Origin of the sequence: Halopseudomonas xiamenensis (assembly GCF_014219065.1) — a bacterium.
In the GTDB taxonomy this organism is placed as follows: Bacteria; Pseudomonadota; Gammaproteobacteria; order Pseudomonadales; family Pseudomonadaceae; genus Halopseudomonas; species Halopseudomonas xiamenensis.
The window spans coordinates 30,652-48,585 of sequence record NZ_JACLGO010000020.1; the positions used below are offsets into that span (position 1 = coordinate 30,652).

21 protein-coding genes are annotated in these 17,934 nt (G+C 64.5%); 10 read left to right on the plus strand and 11 right to left on the minus strand.

Features of this window, described 5'->3' with window-relative positions:
* Window positions 1–23: 23 nt before the first annotated feature.
* The 3 genes from H6X51_RS13505 to H6X51_RS13515 all read left to right on the plus strand — a co-directional run bounded on the left by H6X51_RS13505 (window position 24) and on the right by H6X51_RS13515 (window position 2,755).
* Window positions 24–632 (plus strand): TetR/AcrR family transcriptional regulator, encoded by a 609-nt coding sequence (locus H6X51_RS13505; RefSeq protein WP_185268016.1) that lies wholly within the window; start codon window positions 24–26, stop codon window positions 630–632.
* Window positions 625–1,836, plus strand: coding sequence for a multidrug effflux MFS transporter (locus H6X51_RS13510; RefSeq protein WP_185268017.1), 1,212 nt, complete (start codon window positions 625–627; stop codon window positions 1,834–1,836). Before H6X51_RS13505 ends, H6X51_RS13510 begins: the two co-directional genes overlap by 8 nt.
* Before the next feature lie 103 nt (window positions 1,837–1,939).
* Window positions 1,940–2,755 carry a TlpA disulfide reductase family protein gene (locus tag H6X51_RS13515; protein ID WP_185268018.1) on the plus strand — a complete coding sequence of 272 codons (816 nt, stop codon included), beginning with the start codon at window positions 1,940–1,942 and terminating at the stop codon, window positions 2,753–2,755.
* A gap of 11 nt (window positions 2,756–2,766) precedes the next feature.
* Here H6X51_RS13515 and mtgA read toward each other — a convergent pair whose 3' ends face one another.
* A complete protein-coding gene (gene mtgA / locus H6X51_RS13520; protein ID WP_185268019.1) occupies window positions 2,767–3,516 on the minus strand; it encodes a monofunctional biosynthetic peptidoglycan transglycosylase in 750 nt (249 codons plus the stop codon).
* Window positions 3,517–3,584: 68 nt separating this feature from the next.
* Between mtgA and H6X51_RS13525 the strand changes: the two genes are divergently transcribed.
* From H6X51_RS13525 to H6X51_RS13545, 5 genes are all read left to right on the plus strand, one after another.
* Window positions 3,585–3,956 carry a DUF423 domain-containing protein gene (locus H6X51_RS13525; RefSeq protein WP_185268020.1) on the plus strand — a complete coding sequence of 124 codons (372 nt, stop codon included), beginning with the start codon at window positions 3,585–3,587 and terminating at the stop codon, window positions 3,954–3,956.
* A 251-nt stretch (window positions 3,957–4,207) separates the two neighbouring features.
* Window positions 4,208–4,408: a sulfur carrier protein ThiS gene (gene thiS, locus H6X51_RS13530; protein ID WP_185268021.1), complete on the plus strand. Its 201-nt coding sequence runs from the start codon at window positions 4,208–4,210 to the stop codon at window positions 4,406–4,408.
* A 37-nt stretch (window positions 4,409–4,445) separates the two neighbouring features.
* Window positions 4,446–5,246, plus strand: coding sequence for a thiazole synthase (locus tag H6X51_RS13535; protein WP_185268022.1), 801 nt, complete (start codon window positions 4,446–4,448; stop codon window positions 5,244–5,246).
* Window positions 5,239–5,964 carry a tRNA (guanosine(46)-N7)-methyltransferase TrmB gene (gene trmB / locus H6X51_RS13540; RefSeq protein WP_185268023.1) on the plus strand — a complete coding sequence of 242 codons (726 nt, stop codon included), beginning with the start codon at window positions 5,239–5,241 and terminating at the stop codon, window positions 5,962–5,964. Before H6X51_RS13535 ends, trmB begins: the two co-directional genes overlap by 8 nt.
* A gap of 300 nt (window positions 5,965–6,264) precedes the next feature.
* Window positions 6,265–7,125, plus strand: coding sequence for a crotonase/enoyl-CoA hydratase family protein (locus H6X51_RS13545; RefSeq protein WP_185268024.1), 861 nt, complete (start codon window positions 6,265–6,267; stop codon window positions 7,123–7,125).
* On the opposite strand, the gene H6X51_RS13550 is transcribed toward H6X51_RS13545, so the two are convergent.
* The 10 genes from H6X51_RS13550 to H6X51_RS13595 form a co-directional block, all read right to left on the minus strand.
* Complete coding sequence (locus H6X51_RS13550) at window positions 7,126–7,560, minus strand: acyl-CoA thioesterase (RefSeq protein WP_185268025.1); 435 nt, start codon at window positions 7,558–7,560, stop codon at window positions 7,126–7,128. It lies immediately after the preceding gene.
* Window positions 7,561–7,801: 241 nt separating this feature from the next.
* Window positions 7,802–8,962: an iron-containing alcohol dehydrogenase gene (locus H6X51_RS13555; protein WP_185268026.1), complete on the minus strand. Its 1,161-nt coding sequence runs from the start codon at window positions 8,960–8,962 to the stop codon at window positions 7,802–7,804.
* A 320-nt stretch (window positions 8,963–9,282) separates the two neighbouring features.
* Window positions 9,283–10,419 (minus strand): radical SAM family heme chaperone HemW, encoded by a 1,137-nt coding sequence (hemW, locus tag H6X51_RS13560; RefSeq protein ID WP_185268027.1) that lies wholly within the window; start codon window positions 10,417–10,419, stop codon window positions 9,283–9,285.
* Window positions 10,416–11,024: an RdgB/HAM1 family non-canonical purine NTP pyrophosphatase gene (rdgB, locus tag H6X51_RS13565; RefSeq protein WP_185268028.1), complete on the minus strand. Its 609-nt coding sequence runs from the start codon at window positions 11,022–11,024 to the stop codon at window positions 10,416–10,418. Before rdgB ends, hemW begins: the two co-directional genes overlap by 4 nt.
* Window positions 11,017–11,466, minus strand: a complete 450-nt coding sequence (locus H6X51_RS13570) for a DUF4426 domain-containing protein (RefSeq protein ID WP_235991347.1) — start codon at window positions 11,464–11,466, stop codon at window positions 11,017–11,019. The genes rdgB and H6X51_RS13570 overlap by 8 nt, the downstream gene beginning before the upstream one ends.
* A gap of 15 nt (window positions 11,467–11,481) precedes the next feature.
* Window positions 11,482–12,072, minus strand: a complete 591-nt coding sequence (gene metW, locus H6X51_RS13575) for a methionine biosynthesis protein MetW (protein ID WP_185268067.1) — start codon at window positions 12,070–12,072, stop codon at window positions 11,482–11,484.
* Window positions 12,073–12,074: 2 nt separating this feature from the next.
* Entirely contained in the window at window positions 12,075–13,217 is a 1,143-nt protein-coding gene (gene metX, locus H6X51_RS13580) for a homoserine O-succinyltransferase MetX (protein WP_185268029.1), read from the minus strand.
* A gap of 280 nt (window positions 13,218–13,497) precedes the next feature.
* Entirely contained in the window at window positions 13,498–14,088 is a 591-nt protein-coding gene (locus H6X51_RS13585; RefSeq protein ID WP_185268030.1) for a YggT family protein, read from the minus strand.
* Window positions 14,089–14,097: 9 nt separating this feature from the next.
* On the minus strand, window positions 14,098–14,916 hold the full coding sequence (gene proC, locus H6X51_RS13590; RefSeq protein ID WP_185268031.1) for a pyrroline-5-carboxylate reductase: 819 nt from the start codon (window positions 14,914–14,916) through the stop codon (window positions 14,098–14,100).
* Between the two features lie 5 nt (window positions 14,917–14,921).
* On the minus strand, window positions 14,922–15,620 hold the full coding sequence (locus tag H6X51_RS13595) for a YggS family pyridoxal phosphate-dependent enzyme (protein WP_185268032.1): 699 nt from the start codon (window positions 15,618–15,620) through the stop codon (window positions 14,922–14,924).
* Between the two features lie 78 nt (window positions 15,621–15,698).
* Between H6X51_RS13595 and H6X51_RS13600 the strand changes: the two genes are divergently transcribed.
* Together H6X51_RS13600 and H6X51_RS13605 are read left to right on the plus strand one after the other, a co-directional pair.
* Window positions 15,699–16,733 (plus strand): type IV pilus twitching motility protein PilT, encoded by a 1,035-nt coding sequence (locus tag H6X51_RS13600; RefSeq protein WP_185268033.1) that lies wholly within the window; start codon window positions 15,699–15,701, stop codon window positions 16,731–16,733.
* Between the two features lie 44 nt (window positions 16,734–16,777).
* Window positions 16,778–17,917, plus strand: a complete 1,140-nt coding sequence (locus tag H6X51_RS13605; RefSeq protein ID WP_185268034.1) for a PilT/PilU family type 4a pilus ATPase — start codon at window positions 16,778–16,780, stop codon at window positions 17,915–17,917.
* The last annotated feature ends 17 nt before the right edge of the window (window positions 17,918–17,934 follow it).

Genomic DNA, 17,934 nt, shown 5'->3' on the forward strand with positions numbered 1-17,934 from the left:
TTGCACTGACCGGGAGTACCAGCATGACCACCATTCCAACCGCCGAGCGGATTGCCGCTGCGGCCGTCACGCATTTTTCCAGCTATGGCTACGATGCTTCCTCGCTGGCCCGGATTGCCGAGGCCGTGGGCATACGCAAGGCTTCCCTGTACTCACACTTCAGTTGCAAGGACGACCTGTTCATGCGGGTTTTTGCCGAGGCGCTGCAGGCCGAGTGCGGGTTGGCCCGGGATTGCTTCGCTGCCGAGCCGCTGGCGGCGCTGCCGGGGTCGAGCTACTGCGCCAGTCTGATCGAGCGTTTCGAAAAGTCCGAGCAACTGCGCTTTCTGCTGCGTACCGGGTATATGCCGCCGCCTGCGCTGGAGCCGCAGATCAGCGCGGGGCATGAGGCCTATCTGGCGCAGCTGCAGGGCGATTTTGCCGAACGCCTCGGCGCCTGGGGCCGGGGGCGGCTGATGCCGGCTGATATCGAGCTGTATGGGGAGGTCTACCTGGGCCTGGTGGACAGTGTGCAGGTCAAGCTGGTGTATACCGACGCGCGCCAGGCGCAGTCGCGCCTGCAGGCATTGCAGCAGGTGCTGCAGGATGGCCTGTTACAGCGGTCTGGACATGGGAGTGCCGTACATGAATGAGTCCACTGCAGCACCCACGACGGCGGCACTGGGCATGACCTTGATCGTGCTGCTGGCACTGCTGACCGCCCTGGATGCCATGGCCATCGACATGTATCTGCCGGGCATGCCGCAGATCGCCGCTGATCTGGGCGTTTCCGCCGGGCGCATCCAGCAGACGCTGTCGGTATTTCTGGTGGGGTTGGCCATTGGGCAGGCACTGTATGGCCCATTGCTGGATCGTTTTGGCCGGCGCCTGCCGTTGTTGCTGGGGGTGGCCATCTTTGCCCTTGGCTCGGTTGGCGCTGCCCTGGCGCCGACGGTCGAATGGCTGCTGACGGCACGCTTCGTCCAGGCGCTGGGCGCGGCGGCTGGGCTGGTGGCGCCCCGGGCGATTGTCGCCGATCTGTGCGATGTCACGGAATCATCGCGGATCTTTTCCCTGTTGATGCAGATCATGATGATCGCCCCCATTCTGGCGCCGATCGTGGGCGGCTATCTGCTCGGCTGGGGCAGCTGGCGGCTGATCTTCTGGGTGCTGGCCGGGCTGGGTGTCGCCGGTTGGTTGTGGGGGCTGCGGTCGTTGCCCGACTCATTGCCAGTGGCGCAGCGGGTGCCTCTGCAGGTCGATGGCATCCTGCGGGCCTACGGTCGGCAGATGCGTGATCCGGTGTTCTTGCTGTACACCCTGGCCGGGGGCTTCATTCTCGGCTCGCTGTTCGTCTACATCAGTGCCTCGGCGTTCGTGTTCACTGAACACTTCAAGCTGGATGCCATGCAGTTCAGCTACCTGTTTGCCGCCAACTCCGTCGCCCTGGTGCTGGGTGGAAGCATCAGTAACCTGTTGCTCAAGCGCGGTGGGCAAACGCGCCACATCATGTTGCTGGGAATAGTGGCGCATGGCCTGTCCGGCCTGCTGTTATTTGCCGTGGTGCAGCTGGGCTGGGCTTCGTTGGTGGTCTACTGCAGCCTGCTCGCCGTAGCGGTCGGCAGCCTGGGACTGATCTTCGGCAACCTGACGGCGCTGACCATGAGCAGTGCTGGCCGGCAGCTGGGAGTGGCGTCGGCATTGATGGGCAGTCTGCATTACCTGTTATCTGCGGTGGTCGGCTACCTGGTCAGCCTGGCTGCGCCCGGACCCGCCACCTTGCCCCTGGCGATAGCCTTGTGCGGTGTGCTGACGCTGGGTGCGTGTCTGTGGGCGCAGCGTGTGGCTCTGCGATGAAGCCAGGGAATCATTCAGGCACAACTTTGTTGGTATGCAAAGACCGCTAGAGGTGCCGGCTGGTTTACCCTGACGCCTCGTGACAGAACAGGGGATACCGCTGATGAATATATTCATACCCATAGGGCCGTTTGCCATTCCGTTGAACGCACTGCTGGTGCTGATTGCGGCCTGTCTGGCGCTGTGGATCGCCGGGCGAGGCGCCAGGCGTGCCGGAGTGAAGGCTGAAGTGCAGGTCTGGCTGGTGCTGGTGGTGGGTCTGGTGGCTGCCCGGCTGGGCTTTGTTGTCAGTTATGCCGATGCCTATCTGGCCGAGCCAATGAGCCTGCTGGATATCCGGGATGGTGGCTGGAGCCCATGGTGGGGTCTGGCGGCAGTCTGGGGTTGTACGCTACTGATCACATACCGGCGCCCGGCGATAGCCAGGCCCCTCGTCAAGGGCATGTCTGCCCTCAGCCTGGGGGTATTGCTGGTCGCAGCGTTGGCGGCGTTACCGACCAGCGCGAATCGCCCGCTTCCGGCCTTGCCGGTGACCGCGCTCAATGGTGAGGCAGTGTCCCTGCCCGGTTTTGCGGGCAAGCCTGTGGTGATCAATCTCTGGGCCAGTTGGTGCCCGCCCTGCCGCCGGGAAATGCCGATGCTGCAGCAGGCTCAGGAGCGGCATCCGGAGGTGCACTTCGTGTTTCTCAACCAGGGTGAGGATGCCGATACGGTACGCAACTTCCTGCAGCGTGACCGATTGGAGCTGGACAATGTGTTGCTGGACAGGGGTATGGAAATGGGCCACCTGCTTGCTCACCGGGGGCTGCCGGTGACCCTGTTCTTCAATGCCGAAGGACTTATGCAGGACGTGCGTCTTGGTGAGTTGTCCCGTGGCAGTCTGACCCAGCGGCTGGATGCGTTAACGGCGGATGATTGACCAGGCGCCCATCATTCACTCAGGCGCTGTTTCCAGTGCGTCAGGCTCAGCCACTGCGGCCAGGCCTGGCCGGCTTCCATCTGCCGTAGATAATGCGCACCACCGAGCTGCCGGGACTGCTGTTGAATCCAGTGGCTGCGTTGCAGCACATGGGCCGGTGGGTTGGCGGCGCTCCAGCGGCGTGGGCTGGGCAGCACCGCTGCCAATTGGGCGGCCTGCTGGTCGGACAGCATGCTCGGTGCCACCCCAAAGTGGTGCTCGGCTGCGGCGGCTATGCCGAACACGCCATCGTCCCACTCGACGATATTCAGGTATACCTCGAGAATACGCTGCTTGGGCCAGAGGGTTTCGATGGCCAGGGTGAACCAGGCTTCCAGCCCCTTGCGTGGCCAGCTGCGGCCGGACCAGAGCAGCAGGTTCTTGGCTACCTGCTGGCTCAGGGTGCTGGCGCCACGCAGACTGCCACCGCGCTGGTTGTGCTGCAGGGCGGCGCGGATGGCCTTGAGATCGAAGCCGTGGTGCTCGGCGAAACGCTGGTCCTCGGCGGCGATCACCGCCAGCTTGATGTTGTCGGGTATCTCGCGGTAGGGCGTCCAGCGCTGTTGTAGCGTGAACTGCGGGTTGCCGCGTGCCTCCAGCCAGCGCTCGAGCATCAACATCGAGCCGGGCACCGGCACCCAGCGTAGCAGGATTACCGGCAGCAGGCTGAACAGCAGCAGGATCAGCAGCCATTTGAGGGATTTGCGCAGGAGTGTCTTCACGAAGGTCCTGTATGGCGATGGCTCGGGTTAGAATCGGTCACAGTATAAACATCCGGGGGACGAATTTGATGGCAAGAGTCTTTCTGCCGCTGGCAGCGCTCAGCGGCCTCACCGGCGTGGCCCTCGGCGCCTTCGCCGCCCACGGCCTGCGCGCCCGCCTGCCGGAGGGCATGCTGGCGGTATTCCAGACCGGGGTGCAGTACCAGCTGTGGCACACTGCAGCCCTGATCGGCGTGGGGCTGTTGCTGCTGCGCCAGCCGGAAAATGTGCTGTTCAAGGCGTCCGGCGGGTTGTTCGTGCTGGGTACCCTGCTGTTTTCCGGCAGTCTGTACCTGATGACCCTGGCCGGGTTGCGGCTGGGTGTGGTCACGCCGATGGGCGGGGTGTGTTTCATGCTGGGGTGGTTGTGTTTCGGGGTGGGGGCGTTGCGGGTGCGGTGAGTTTGTTCCCCCCTCTCCCCAGCCCTCTCCCGCGAGGAGAGAGGGAGCAAGCTTGTGCAAACCGGCAACATAGGTAACAGATCAGACCAGCAACATGGGTTACAAACTAACAATTTAGGTAACAGCCAACTCGGACTGCCCCCTCTCCCCTCGCGGGAGAGGGCTGGGGAGAGGGGGCACCCGAGCATTAGTCAAAAAACCCTTCTTTACGCTATCATTACCGGCCGATTCACCCCTTATCGAGTTGTTCCATGCAGATCAAATTGAATGGCGAAGCCCATCCTCTCGATTCCTCCATCAGCCTGGCCGATCTGGTCGAGCGGCTGGGATTGACCGGCAAGCGACTGGCCATCGAGCTGAATCTGGAGATAGTGCCGCGTAGTCAGTATGCCGACACACGTCTGAATGACGGCGACCGGGTCGAGATCGTTCACGCCATTGGTGGCGGCTAACGTACACTGCCGGCCACGCAGCCCAGCGGAGTAGACCATGACAGATATGCAGCAAGACGCCTTCGAGATAGCTGGCGTAACTTATCGTTCCCGTCTTCTGGTGGGGACCGGCAAGTACAAGGACATGGAAGAGACCCGGCAGGCGATCGAGGCCTCCGGCGCCGAGATCGTCACCGTGGCCATCCGGCGTACCAATATCGGCCAGAACCCGGGTGAGCCGAATCTGCTCGACGTCGTCCCGCCGGACCGCTACACCATACTGCCGAATACCGCCGGCTGCTTCACCGCCGAAGATGCGGTGCGCACCTGCCGCCTGTCCCGCGAGCTGCTGGACGGGCGCAATCTGGTCAAGCTGGAAGTGCTGGCTGACCAGAAGACGCTGTTCCCCAACGTGGTGGAAACCATCAAGGCCGCCGAAGTGCTGGTCAAGGATGGCTTCGATGTCATGGTGTATACCAGCGACGACCCGATCATCGCCCGCCAGCTGGCCGAGATCGGCTGTGTCGCGGTGATGCCGCTGGCCGGCCTGATCGGTTCCGGTCTGGGCATCTGCAACCCCTACAACCTGCGTATCATCCTGGAAGAAGCCACTGTGCCGATCCTGGTGGATGCCGGCGTCGGTACCGCCTCGGATGCGGCGATCGCCATGGAGCTGGGTTGTGCCGGGGTGTTGATGAATACCGCCATTGCCGGTGCGCAGAAGCCGGTGCTGATGGCCGAGGCCATGAAGCACGCGGTACTGGCAGGCCGTGGCGCCTATCTGGCCGGGCGCATGCCGCGCCGGCTGTATGCGGCGGCCTCGTCGCCCTGGGAAGGAACCTTCGTTGGCAATGAGTGACGTGAACGACAACCCGCAAGAACAGGATCAGTCTGAGAGCCAGCCACGGCGCACCATCCGCAGTTTCGTGATGCGTGCCGGGCGCATGACCGAAGGCCAGCAACGCGGCGTGGAAAAGGGCTGGCCGCTGTTCGGCCTGGACCTGGCCGATGGCCCGTTGGAGCTGGATGCGCTGTTCGGGCGACAGGCAGCGCGCACGCTGGAGATCGGTTTCGGTATGGGCCATTCGCTGCTGGAGATGGCCCAGGCGGCGCCGGAGCAGGATTTCATCGGCATCGAGGTGCATCGCCCCGGCGTCGGTGCCTTGCTCAACGGACTGTTGAATGCCGGCTTGAGCAACGTGCGGGTGTACGACTGCGATGCCATCGAGGTACTGAACCAGGCGATCCCTGACGCCAGCCTCGACCGCCTGCTGCTGTTCTTCCCCGACCCCTGGCACAAGAAGAAGCACAACAAGCGGCGTATCGTGCAGCCGGCCTTTGCCGAGCTGGTGCGGCGCAAGCTGAAGATCGGCGGTGTGCTGCACATGGCCACCGACTGGGAGCATTACGCCGAGCACATGCTGGAAGTGATGAGTGCTGCGCCGGGTTACCGCAACCAGGCTGCCGATGGCACCTACATCCCGCGCCCGGATGAGCGCCCGATCACCAAGTTCGAGAAGCGCGGCGAGCGCCTCGGGCATGGGGTATGGGATCTGAAGTTCGAGCGCATCGACTAGGTTCTCGTACCCTACTGCTCCTCTCAGATCCGCCGCACCTCAAGGCACTCCCCTCGCGGCACGCCAACATTCTCTCGGCATCCGTCATCCCCCTCGTCATCCTTCGCGCAGGCGAAGGATCCACCGGCCACTCCGAGTCAGCCGGCACCCTGGATCCTTCGCCTGCGCGAAGGATGACGAGGTGGGACTTATCTGTCCTGCCTATGACCCCGCATAGCAATTACCAAGAGTAATGGCCGGGGCAGGCTCCACTTCCTACACTGACTCCCATCCAGAACCCCATCTGCTACGGAGCCCGCCATGCAATTCGAAACCCTCGATTATCAGGTAGAGGATGGCATCCTCACCCTGACCCTCAACCGTCCCGAGCGGATGAACGCCTTCAATGGTCCGATGCGTCGCGAGCTGATCGCCGCTTTCGATGCCGCCGATGCCGATGATGCGGTCCGGGTAATCGTCGTCACCGGTGCCGGTCGGGCCTTCTGCGCCGGCGCTGACCTGGAGAAGGGCGGCGATACCTTCAACCGCCACACCCGCGGCGATCAGCCGGAAGGTGCCGATCTGCGCGATGGCGGCGGCACGGTATCGCTGCGTATCTACGAATGCACCAAGCCGGTGATCGGCGCCTTCAACGGCGCGGCGGTGGGTGTCGGGGTGACCATGACACTGCCGATGGATATCCGCCTGGCCTCGACCAATGCCAAGTTCGGCTTCGTCTTCGCCCGCCGCGGGATCACCATGGAGGCCTGCTCCAGCTGGTTCCTGCCGCGTTTGGTGGGTCCCATGCAGGCGCTGGAATGGGCTTATACCGGCCGCGTATTCGGTGCCGAGGAGGCGCTCAAGGGTGGCCTGATCCGCAGTATCCACGAGCCGGACGAGCTGTTGCCGGCGGCCTATGCCCTGGCCCGCGAGATCGCCGACAACACCGCGCCGATGTCGGCGCTGCTCAACCGCCAGATGGTCTGGCGCATGCTCGGTGCCGACCATCCGATGGAAGCGCACAAGATCGACTCGCGGGCGATTGCCTTCATGGGCGAGTCGGAGGATGCCAAGGAGGGTGTGCGCTCCTTCCTGGAGAAACGCGCGCCGGAGTTCAAGTTGCGTCCGAGCCAGGACCGCCCGGACTTCTATCCCTGGTGGGACGAGCGGCCGTTCAAGTGATCAACGGCTGACCAGCAGGCGCTCCAGCGCCGCGCGTGGCCCCGCTGGTATCGGGCAGGCGCGGTTGCTGGCGCGCTCGACGAACACATGCACGAAGCGCCCGGCGGCGCAGGCCTCGGCCACGTCGGATTTGAACAGTGCCAGCTCATAATGCACCGAGCTGCTGCCCAGTCTGGCCACCCGTACACCGATCTCGATCCGCTCGGGAAAGGCCACCGGCTGGAAGTAATCACAGCCGGAACTGACGACAAAGGCCACCTGTTGCCCCTGGTGGATGTCCAGCCCACCCTCGTTGATCAGCCAAGTGTTCACCGCACTGTCGAAGAAGGCGTAGTAGGTGACGTTGTTGATGTGGCCGTAGATATCGTTGTCGTGCCAGCGGGTGGTGATGGGGTGCAGGTAGGGGTAGTCGCTGCGTTGGGGTTTGGTGGTCATCAGTTACTCGTACTCGTTGCTTATATTGTATTGATGGCGGAAAACCCGGACGTCCTGCGGACGCTATCGCGGCGAGGCGCCGCTCCTACAATAGATAGGCAGCAAGCGGCACAACCAGTCAGACCCGCCTCGGTCGGCACTGCGGTGAGGCTTGCCATAACCGCTACCACCGGAGCCCTTGGCCGATTTCCCGTAGGAGCGGCGCCTCGCCGCGATGCTGGCCGACAGGCCAGCCAGAGTTTCAATACGCCTGCCGGTAGATCGCCAGTGCATCGGCTTCGGTGACTTCGCGTGGGTTGTTGACCAGCAGCCGTTGTTGCAGCATCGCCTCGCTGGCCAGCAGCTCCAGACTGTCTTCCGGTACGCCGGCGTCGCGCAGGCGGCTGGGCAGGTTGCAGCGTGGGCTCAATTGCGCTAGCGCGGTGATCAACTGGTCGGTCAGGCTGGCGGCGTCGCCAGGCTTGCAGTCCGCTACCAGCAGCGGTGCCAGTTCAGCATACAGGGCCTCGGCGGCGGGGGCGTTGAAGGCGACCACGCTGGGCAGCACCAGGGCGTTGGACAGGCCATGGGGAATATGGAAATGCCCGCCCAGCGGATAGGCCAGCGCATGCACCGCCGCCACCGGGGCGTTGGCGAAGGCCTGGCCGGCGAGCAGCGAGCCGAGCAGCATGGCCTGGCGCGCCTCGCGGTTGCTGCCGTTGTGTACCGCTTCGTCGAGATTGCCAGCCAGCAGGCGCAGGGCTTCACGGGCGAGCAGGTCGGACAGCGGGTTCTTCTTCAGCTTGCTGGTATAGGCCTCGATGGCGTGCACCATGGCGTCGATACCGGTGGCGGCGGTCACCGCCGGTGGCAGGCCCAGGGTCAGTTCGGCGTCCAGCACTGCCAGATCGGGCAGCAGCAAAGGTGATACCACGCCGGTCTTGGTGGTGGCGCCGGTGGTGATGATGGCGATCTGGGTGACTTCCGAGCCGGTCCCGGCGGTGGTCGGCACCTGGATCAGCGGCAGGCGCTGGCCCCGGGCGTTGTCCACGCCATAGACCTCGTTCAGGCTCTGGGTCGCATGCGGATGGGCCAGCAGCGCGACCAGCTTGGCCACATCCATCGAGCTGCCGCCACCGAAGCCGATGATCAACTGCGCGTTCATCGCCTGCGCCTGGTGCACGGCGGCGAACACCACCTGCTCCGGCGGATCGGCGACCACCTGGTCGAACACCTCCACACTCATGCCGGTGTCGGCGAAGCCCGGCAGGATGTCCCCCAGCAGCCCCAGGCGGGTGATGCCGGGGTCGGTGACGATCAACACCCGCTGCGCATCCCGCTCCCGGCACAGTTGCGCCAGACGGCTGGCGGCGCCGGTTTCACAGAGGATGCGAGCGGTGGTGGCGAAGCTGAACGGGGACATGGGCACCTCGTGGTCGCGGAAGGGGGTGGATGATCAGTCACTGTAGGGGGCTGAGCGTCGAGCGGCAAGTGCAAGAGGGGAGGCCGGATGTTGTGAATGACTGGACATGAGTGATGTGGACCGTCGGATGGTCGTATGTAGAACGGCGATGGCCGCAATGCTATTCACTTAACGCGGTCATCCTTTAACTCCGTCATCCTTCGCTTCTTCTCCGTCATCCTTCGCGAAGGCGAAGGATGACGAGTTTAAGGAAGGATGACGTGGAAGAAGCGAAAGGCTGACGATGCACAGGGCGATGTTCGCCCGATCAGGCAACGGTGTCAGAGAAACATCTCCAGCAGATCATTGAGAAACAGCCGGCCCCGCTCGGTGGGCCGCAGTTGCTGTTGCCAGGGCTCCAGCAGGCCGCGCTGGACGGCCTGGTCGAGCCGTGCCGCCGCGCTGTCGATGGGTTGGCCGGTGCGTTGCTGGTACCAGGCGCTGGGCACGCCATCGACCAGGCGCAGGGTATTCATCAGGAAGTCGAAGGGCAGTTCGTCTGCCGTGAGTATCTTGTTGCCGGCGCGGAACGCCTTGTCCGGATTCAGGTAGTCGCGGGGCTGTCGGGTCTTCCAGTAGCGTTCGACGCGACCGTCGGCGTGGCTCAGCTTGCCATGCGCGCCGGCGCCGATGCCGAGGAAGTCGCCATACTGCCAGTAGTTGAGGTTGTGCCGGGCGCGGCGGCCCTCTCGGGCATAGGCGGAAATCTCGTACTGCGCATAGCCGGCCCCGGCCAGCCGTGCCTGTCCGGCCTCCTGGATGTCCCACAGCACCTCGTCTTCCGGCAGTTGCGGCGGGCGGCTGTAGAACACCGTGTTCGGCTCCAGCGTCAGCTGGTACCAGGACAGATGCTCCGGCCCCAGGGCAAGGGCCTGGTCGATATCGGCCAGTGCCTGCGCCAGCGACTGCCCGGGCAGGCCGTGCATCAGGTCCAGGTTGAGATTGTCGAAGCCGGCGCGGCGCGCCATGTCCACCGCGGCCAGTGCCTCGCGGTCGTCGTGGATGCGCCCCAGGGCCTTGAGGTGCTGGGGGTTGAAGCTCTGGATGCCGATCGACAGGCGATTGATGCCGGCGGCCCGGTAGTCCTTGAACTTGGCCTGCTCGAAGGTGCCGGGGTTGGCTTCCAGGGTGATCTCGATATCCTCGGCGAACCGCAGCCGCTGCTGCATGGCCTGCAGCAGGCGCTCCAGGCTGGCGGCGGAAAACAGGCTGGGTGTGCCGCCACCGAAGAAGATCGATACCAGCGGGCGGCCCTGGACGTATTGCAGATCTCCGTCCAGATCGGCGATCAGGGCATCGATGTACTCGGTTTCCGGCAGGCCGCTGTCGTAGGTATGCGAGTTGAAGTCACAGTACGGGCATTTGCGCACACACCAGGGGATATGCACATAGGCCGCCAGCGGCGGCAGCGGCGTCACGCCAGCCCCAGGCGCGCACGCAGCAGCTCCATGGCCCGGGCCCGGTGGCTGAGCCGGTTCTTCTGCGGCGCGGGCAGTTCGGCGCTGGACAGGCCCAGCTCGGGTACCAGGAACAGCGGATCATAGCCGAAGCCGTGCTCGCCACGGGCGGCATGCAGGATGCGGCCCTCCCAGGCGCCTTCGCAGATGATCGGCACCGGGTCATCGGCATGGCGTACCAGGGCCAGGGCGCAGATGAAGCGGGCGCCGCGCTGGTCGTCCGGCACCTCGCGCAGGGCCTCCAGCAGCTTGGCGTTGTTCGCTGCATCGCCCTGGCCGTCGGCATAGCGTGCCGAGTAGATGCCCGGTGCGCCGCCGAGGGCATCCACCGCCAGCCCGGAGTCGTCGGCCAGCGCCGGCAGGCCCGAGGCGCGTGCGGCGTGGCGGGCCTTGAGGATGGCGTTCTCGATGAAGCTCAGCCCGGTCTCCTCGGCTTCCTGATCGATGAAGCGGCTCTGCGGCAGCACCTCAATATACTCGCCGAGCATGGCCTGCAGCTCCTTGAGCTTGCCGGGGTTGTTGCTGGCCAGTACCAGCTGGCTGAAAGGCAGTGCGCTGTCACTCATCGGGGTGGAACTCCTGCTGGAAGCGTACGGTATGCACCGGCGCGCCTTCCTCGGCCTGGACCCGTACCTCGAACTGCAGCAGGCCGCGCTGGCCCGCCGAATAGTTGGCTACGAAGTAGATGGCGTCCTGCTCCTGCAGGCGGATGAACTTCAGCGGTGTGGTCTGCTGGATCAGATTCTTCACCGTGCCCTCGACGCGGGCGTCGACCACTTCCAGACCATGCTCGGTCTGGCGTTGTACGGCGATATTCACCACGCCCTGGCGTGGGCCACGCTGCAGCCCGGCCGCGGCGGCGATCTCTGGCTGCAGATAGGAGCTGTTGAAGGTGTTGTGATGCACCAGCAGGTCGCCAAAGCGCTGGGGGCTCTGAGCGGGGCCTTGCTGGGCGGTGGCGAGGGTGGCGGCGAGCATCAGCAGACCGGCAAACAGTATGCGTTTCATGAACAGTTCTCCTGGTCAGCGCGTGACACGATAAATGGCGACTTCGCCGAGCAGGTTGGGCCACATCGCACTCAGCCTGCTGCTGCGGTGAGTCTGGTCCACCACCAGACGATCAAGGATGCGCACCGAGCGCTCATGGCAGAGCTTCTCGAAATCCTTGAAGGTGCAGAAGTGGATGTTCGGGGTGTTGTACCAAGTGTAGGGCATGAACTCGGAAACCGGCATGCGACCCTTGGTCCCCAGGTACAGCCGGCAACGCCAGTGGCCGAAGTTGGGGAAGGTGAGGATCGCCTCGCGACCGATGCGCAGCATGTCTTCGAGGATGCGGTCGGGATAGTGCACCGCCTGCAGTGCCTGGGTCATGACCACGGTGTCGAAACTGCGATCCTCGAAGTTGTCCAGGCCGTGGTCGAGGTTCTTGTCGATCACGTTCACGCCCCGGGCGATGCAGGCGTTGATATTGTCCGGGTCGATCTCCAGGCCATAGCCACGCACCTGGCGGTTGTGCTGCAGATAGTGCAGCAGCTCGCCCTCGCCACAGCCGAGGTCGAGTACCCGGCTGCCGGGCTGGATCCACTTCTGGATGATCTGCAGGTCAGCGCGCAGGCTCATGCGTCCACCTCGATACGGTTCATGTAACTGCGCAGCGCCTGGACATAGCGCGGGATCGGCAGCAGGAAGGCGTCATGGCCCTGATCGGCCTCGACCTCCACGTAGCTGACATCCTTGCGCGCGGCCATCAGCGCGTTGGCCAGCTCGCGCGAACGGGCCGGGGCGAAGCGCCAGTCGGTGCTGAAGGAGATCACCAGGCAGCCGGCGCTGACCGGCTCCAGCGCCCTGGCCAGGTCATCGCCATGGGTGCGCGCCGGGTCATAGTAATCCAGTGCCTTGGTCATCAGCAGGTAGGTGTTGGCATCGAAGCGCTCGGAGAATTCCTGGCCCTGGTAGCGCAGGTAGCTCTCGACCTGGAACTCGACGCTGCCGATGTCGTAGTTGAGGCGCTCGCTGCGCAGCTCGCGGCCGAATTTCTGGCCCATGGCGTCGTCGGACAGATAGGTGATATGCCCGACCATGCGCGCCAGGCCCAGCCCGCGCTTGGGAATCACGCCGAAGGCAGCGTAGTCGCCCTCGTGGAAGTCCGGGTCGCTGACGATCGCCTGGCGTGCCACCTCGTTGAAGGCGATGTTCTGCGCCGACAGCTTGGAGGCGGTGGCAATCGCCACGCAGTGGCGCAGGCGCTCGGGGTAGGCGATGGCCCACTGCAGCGCCTGCATGCCGCCGAGACTGCCGCCGACCACCGCGGCCCAGCAATCGATACCCAGGTGGTCGGCCAGGCAGGCCTGGCTGTTGACCCAGTCCTCGACCACGATCATCGGGAAGCGCCCGCCGTAGCTCTTGCCGGTTTCGGGGTCGATGCTCGACGGCCCGGTCGAGCCATGGCAACCGCCGAGGTTGTTCAGGCTGACGACGAAGAAGCGCTCGGTGTCGATCGGCTTGCCGGGGCCGATGCAGGCGTCCCACCAGCCGGGCTTGCGGTCGTCCTCGCTGTGATAGCCGGCGGCATGGTGATGGCCGGACAACGCATGGCATACCAGCACCGCATTGCTGCGGCTGGCGTTCAACTGCCCATAGGTCTCGTAGACCAGCTCATACTGCGGCAGGCTCCGCCCACAGGCCAGTTGCAGTGGCTCGGTGAAAACATGGCGTTGTGGCGATACCAGGCCGACGGAATCAGCAGGGAATCTGGACATGGGGTTTTCTGTTCCTGTGTGGGTTGGCCGCTGCGTGCCGGCCAACGATCGAGGCGTCAGTCTAAAGAGCGCAACGGCGCGGTGCAATATCGCGGACTGTTCCACACATACCAGCTGCCTGGTGGTATGTCCGCCGGGCTGCCGGGCCGGGGGTGTAGCGCGCCTGCGCTACGCCATGCAGTCGCCGGCTTTGGCATCCTGCGTCGCCCTGACTCCTGCGTCCATGCAGTCGTCGCGCAGGCGCGCGACAACCCGGCAGTGGGTTCGCCGGGCTGCCGCCTTATAGCGCCAACGTCAGCCCGCGCGGCATGCCGGTGGCGATCGCCAGGTTGGTGATCAGCAGCATGTCCAGCAGGTTCAGTGCGATGAAGGCGAAGATCGGCGACAGGTCCAGGCCACCCAGCGACGGCAGGAAGCGGCGGATCGGCGCCAGCACCGGCTCGCATAGCTGGAACACCAGGATCACAGCGGGATTGTGGCTCTGCGGCGCGACCCAGGACAGGATCACGCTGATGATCAGGGCGAAGAAGAAGATCTTCAGGAACAGCGCGGTGATACCGACCAGTGACCAGGCCAGCAGTTGCAGCACGGCGGGCAGGGCATAGCCCATCAGCTTGATGATGATCGCCATCACCACCAGTTGCACGACCAGCGCCAGCACCAGCGAGGCCACGTCGATGCCGGCAAAGCCTGGAACCACCCGGCGCAGCGGCTGCAGCAGCGGCTGGGTGGCGCGCACGATGAACTGCGAGATCGGGTTGTAGAAATCGGCGCGTACCAGTTGCAGGATGAAGCGCAGCAGCACGATCAGCAGGTACAGACTGCCCAGTGTCTGCACCACGTAGACCGCAGCCATATTCACTCCGTTCATGACATCTCCTCAGGCGAGTTCTTTGGACAGTTCGGCGGAACGGGCGGCGGCCGCCTGCATCGCCCGGGCTACCATGCCGGGCAGATCGTCCCGGGTAAAGCTGTTGATGGCCTGCTCGGTGGTGCCGTTGGGCGAGGTCACCCGGCGGCGCAGCTCGGCGCTGTCGACGTCGCTGTGGACCGCCATGTCCGCCGCACCGAGGGCGGTGAACAGGGTCAGGCGCTCGGCGATTTCCCGTGGCAGCCCCAGCTGCTCGCCGGCGTCGATCATGGCTTCCATCAGGTAGAAGAAATACGCCGGGCCGCTGCCGGACACCGCGGTGACCGCGTCGATCTGCGCTTCGCGCTCCAGCCACAGGCTGATGCCGACCGCATTCAGGATGGTCTCGGTGAGCTTCTTCTGCTGGTCGCTGACCCGCTCGACGGCATACAGGCCACTGACGCCCTGGCCGCGCAGCGCCGGGGTGTTGGGCATGCAACGTACCAGCGGAGTGTCGGCGCCGAGCCACTCGGCCAGGCTGGAGCAGGTAACGCCGGCGGCAATCGAGATCACCAGTTGCCCGGCCCGGCGCTCATTCGGCAGCGCGCGGCACACCGCCTGTAGCACCTGGGGCTTGACCGCCAGCACCAGCACATCGCAGTCGCGGGCCAGTTGCGCGTTGTCGGTGCTGGTGTGGATGCCGAACTGGCGGCCGAGCCGCTCCAGCTGTTCGTCGCTGCGGTCGCTGGCCATCAGCTGGTTCGGTTTGAAGCTGCCCTGCAGCATGCCGCCGATCAGGCTGGTGGCCATGTTGCCGGCGCCGATGAATCCGATGCGCGGAGCTGTCATGTGAGTCATCCTTCGAGAGGTGAAGTGGAATAGTCGCGGGCGCCGAACAGCGCGCTGCCGATGCGCACTATGCTGGCGCCCTCGGCGATCGCCTCGTCCAGGTCATCGCTCATGCCCATGGACAGGGTGTCGAGTGGCGGCGGCAGCGCCGCCATGGCCTGGCGCAGCGCCCGCAGCGGCTGGCGGCGTGCCTCGCTGTTGCTGGCCGGCGCCGGAATCGCCATCAGCCCGCGCAGGCGCAGGCCGGGCAGGCTCGCCACTTCGCGGGCCAGGACCTCCAGCTCGGCCAGCGGCACGCCGGCCTTGCTGGGTTCATTGCTGATATTGACCTGCAGGCAGATGTTCAGCGGCGCCAGCTCGGCCGGGCGCTGCTCGGACAGGCGCCGGGCGATCTTCAGCCGGTCGACGCTGTGCACCCAGTCGAAGTGCTCGGCGATGGCGCGGGTCTTGTTCGACTGAATCGGCCCGATGAAGTGCCAGGTCAGCGGCAGATCGCCCAGCTCGGCGATCTTTTCCAGCGCCTCCTGCAGGTAGTTCTCGCCGATATCCCGCACCCCGGCGGCATGTGCCTGGCGGATCGCGCTGGCGGGCCGGGTCTTGCTCACCGCCATCAGGGTAATGCCCTGCGGATCGCGTCCGGCAGCGTGCGCAGCGCACAGAATGCGCTCACGAACGTTTGCAATATTCTCTGCTATCGTGGACATTACGGACGTTATCTACCTTGCCAATGGAACCGACCTGCGGTGCATTCTACATGCTCGCAGGTTGCAATGGGGAACCCTATGGATATAACCGAGTTGTTAGCCTTCAGCGCCAAGCAGGGCGCGTCGGACTTGCACCTGTCGGCCGGACTGCCGCCCATGATTCGAGTGGATGGCGACGTGCGCCGGATCAACGTGCCGGCGATGGAGCACAAGCAGGTGCACGCGCTGATCTACGACATCATGAACGACAAGCAGCGCAAGGATTTCGAAGAGTTCCTCGAGACCGACTTCTCCTTCGAGGTGCCCGGCGTGGCCCGCTTCCGGGTCAACGCCTTCAACCAGAATCGCGGTGCCGGTGCGGTGTTCCGGACCATTCCTTCCAAGGTGCTGACCATGGAAGAGCTGGGCATGGGCGATGTGTTCAAGAAAATTTCCGATGTGCCGCGCGGGCTGGTGCTGGTCACCGGGCCGACCGGCTCGGGCAAGTCGACCACCCTGGCGGCGATGCTCGACTACCTGAACTGCACCAAGTACCAGCACATCCTGACCATCGAGGACCCGATCGAATTCGTCCATGAATCGAAGAAGTGCCTGGTCAACCAACGCGAGGTGCACCGTGACACCCTGGGCTTCTCCGAGGCGCTGCGCTCGGCGCTGCGTGAAGACCCGGATATCATCCTGGTCGGTGAGATGCGTGACCTGGAGACCATTCGCCTGGCGCTGACCGCCGCGGAAACTGGTCACCTGGTGTTCGGCACCCTGCACACCACCTCGGCGGCCAAGACCATCGACCGGGTGGTGGACGTGTTCCCCGGCGAGGAGAAGGCCATGGTCCGCTCCATGCTCTCCGAATCGCTGCAGGCGGTGATTTCGCAGACATTGCTGAAGAAGATCGGCGGTGGCCGGGTCGCGGCCCACGAGATCATGATCGGCACCCCGGCGATCCGCAACCTGATCCGCGAGGACAAGGTCGCGCAGATGTACTCGGCGATCCAGACCGGCGGCAATATCGGCATGCAGACGCTGGATATGTGCCTGAAGAACCTGGTATCGCGCGGGATGGTGACCCGCGAAGCGGCACGTGAAAAGGCCAAGGCTGGCGAAAGCCTCTGACAGACACTGTGGGGCACCGGAACGCGCCCTGAGACGAGGAAACTATGGAGTTCGAGAAGCTGCTGCGCCTGATGGTCGAGAAGGGCGCGTCCGACCTGTTCATTACCGCCGGGGTGGCGCCGAGCATGAAGGTGCACGGCAAGATACTGCCGGTGACCAAGACCCCGCTGTCCCCGGAGCAGACCCGGGAAACCGTGCTCGGCGTGATGTCCGAGGCCCAGCGTCGGGAGTTCGCCGAGAAGAAGGAGTGCAACTTCGCCATCAGCGCCCGCGGCATCGGTCGTTTCCGCGTCAGCGCCTTCTACCAGCGCAACCTGGTGGGCATGGTGCTGCGCCGGATCGAGGTGAATATCCCGACCATGGAAGAACTGCGGCTGCCGGACATCCTCAAGCAGCTGGCCATGACCAAGCGCGGCCTGGTGATCTTCGTCGGCGCCACCGGCACCGGCAAGTCGACCTCGCTGGCATCGATGATCGGCTATCGCAACAAGAACTCCAGCGGTCACATCATCTCCATCGAGGACCCGATCGAGTTTATCCACCAACACCAGAACTGCATCGTTACCCAGCGCGAGGTGGGTATCGATACCGACTCCTTCGAGGTGGCGCTGAAGAATACCCTGCGTCAGGCCCCCGACGTGATCCTGATCGGCGAGGTACGTACCCGCGAGACCATGGAGCATGCGCTGGCCTTCGCCGAGACCGGCCATCTGTGCCTGGCCACGCTGCATGCCAACAACGCCAACCAGGCGCTGGACCGGATCATCCACTTCTTCCCGGCGGACATGCACCAGCAGGTATGGATGGACCTGTCACTCAACCTCAAGGCGCTGGTCGCCCAGCAACTGATCCCGACCCCAGATGGCAAGGGCCGCCGCGCCGCCATCGAGGTGATGCTGAATACGCCGCTGGCCGCAGACATGATCCGCAAGGGCGAGGTGCATGAACTCAAGCCGCTGATGGCCCGCTCCAACGAGCTGGGCATGCAGACCTTCGACCAGGCGCTGTACCGGCTGTACAGCCAGGGCGAGATCACCTACGAGGATGCCTTGTTGCATGCCGACTCGGCCAACGACCTGCGCCTGCTGATCAAGCTGGGCTCGGAGACCGATGGCAAGTACCTGATGCGCGAGGAGCACTCGCTGTCCATCCAGGGCGACGAGGAAGAGCACTACCGGCGTTGACCGGCCGACCGGCGCCT

Coding starts and splice junctions, on each gene's coding strand:
- H6X51_RS13505 (WP_185268016.1), top strand. CDS start 24: ATGACCACCATTCCAACCGCCGAGCGGATTGCCGCTGCGGCCGTCACG.
- H6X51_RS13510 (WP_185268017.1), top strand. CDS start 625: ATGAATGAGTCCACTGCAGCACCCACGACGGCGGCACTGGGCATGACC.
- H6X51_RS13515 (WP_185268018.1), top strand. CDS start 1,940: ATGAATATATTCATACCCATAGGGCCGTTTGCCATTCCGTTGAACGCA.
- H6X51_RS13525 (WP_185268020.1), top strand. CDS start 3,585: ATGGCAAGAGTCTTTCTGCCGCTGGCAGCGCTCAGCGGCCTCACCGGC.
- thiS (WP_185268021.1), top strand. CDS start 4,208: ATGCAGATCAAATTGAATGGCGAAGCCCATCCTCTCGATTCCTCCATC.
- H6X51_RS13535 (WP_185268022.1), top strand. CDS start 4,446: ATGACAGATATGCAGCAAGACGCCTTCGAGATAGCTGGCGTAACTTAT.
- trmB (WP_185268023.1), top strand. CDS start 5,239: ATGAGTGACGTGAACGACAACCCGCAAGAACAGGATCAGTCTGAGAGC.
- H6X51_RS13545 (WP_185268024.1), top strand. CDS start 6,265: ATGCAATTCGAAACCCTCGATTATCAGGTAGAGGATGGCATCCTCACC.
- H6X51_RS13550 (WP_185268025.1), bottom strand. CDS start 7,560: ATGACCACCAAACCCCAACGCAGCGACTACCCCTACCTGCACCCCATC.
- H6X51_RS13555 (WP_185268026.1), bottom strand. CDS start 8,962: ATGTCCCCGTTCAGCTTCGCCACCACCGCTCGCATCCTCTGTGAAACC.
- rdgB (WP_185268028.1), bottom strand. CDS start 11,024: ATGAGTGACAGCGCACTGCCTTTCAGCCAGCTGGTACTGGCCAGCAAC.
- H6X51_RS13570 (WP_235991347.1), bottom strand. CDS start 11,466: ATGAAACGCATACTGTTTGCCGGTCTGCTGATGCTCGCCGCCACCCTC.
- metX (WP_185268029.1), bottom strand. CDS start 13,217: ATGTCCAGATTCCCTGCTGATTCCGTCGGCCTGGTATCGCCACAACGC.
- H6X51_RS13585 (WP_185268030.1), bottom strand. CDS start 14,088: ATGAACGGAGTGAATATGGCTGCGGTCTACGTGGTGCAGACACTGGGC.
- proC (WP_185268031.1), bottom strand. CDS start 14,916: ATGACAGCTCCGCGCATCGGATTCATCGGCGCCGGCAACATGGCCACC.
- H6X51_RS13595 (WP_185268032.1), bottom strand. CDS start 15,620: ATGTCCACGATAGCAGAGAATATTGCAAACGTTCGTGAGCGCATTCTG.
- H6X51_RS13600 (WP_185268033.1), top strand. CDS start 15,699: ATGGATATAACCGAGTTGTTAGCCTTCAGCGCCAAGCAGGGCGCGTCG.
- H6X51_RS13605 (WP_185268034.1), top strand. CDS start 16,778: ATGGAGTTCGAGAAGCTGCTGCGCCTGATGGTCGAGAAGGGCGCGTCC.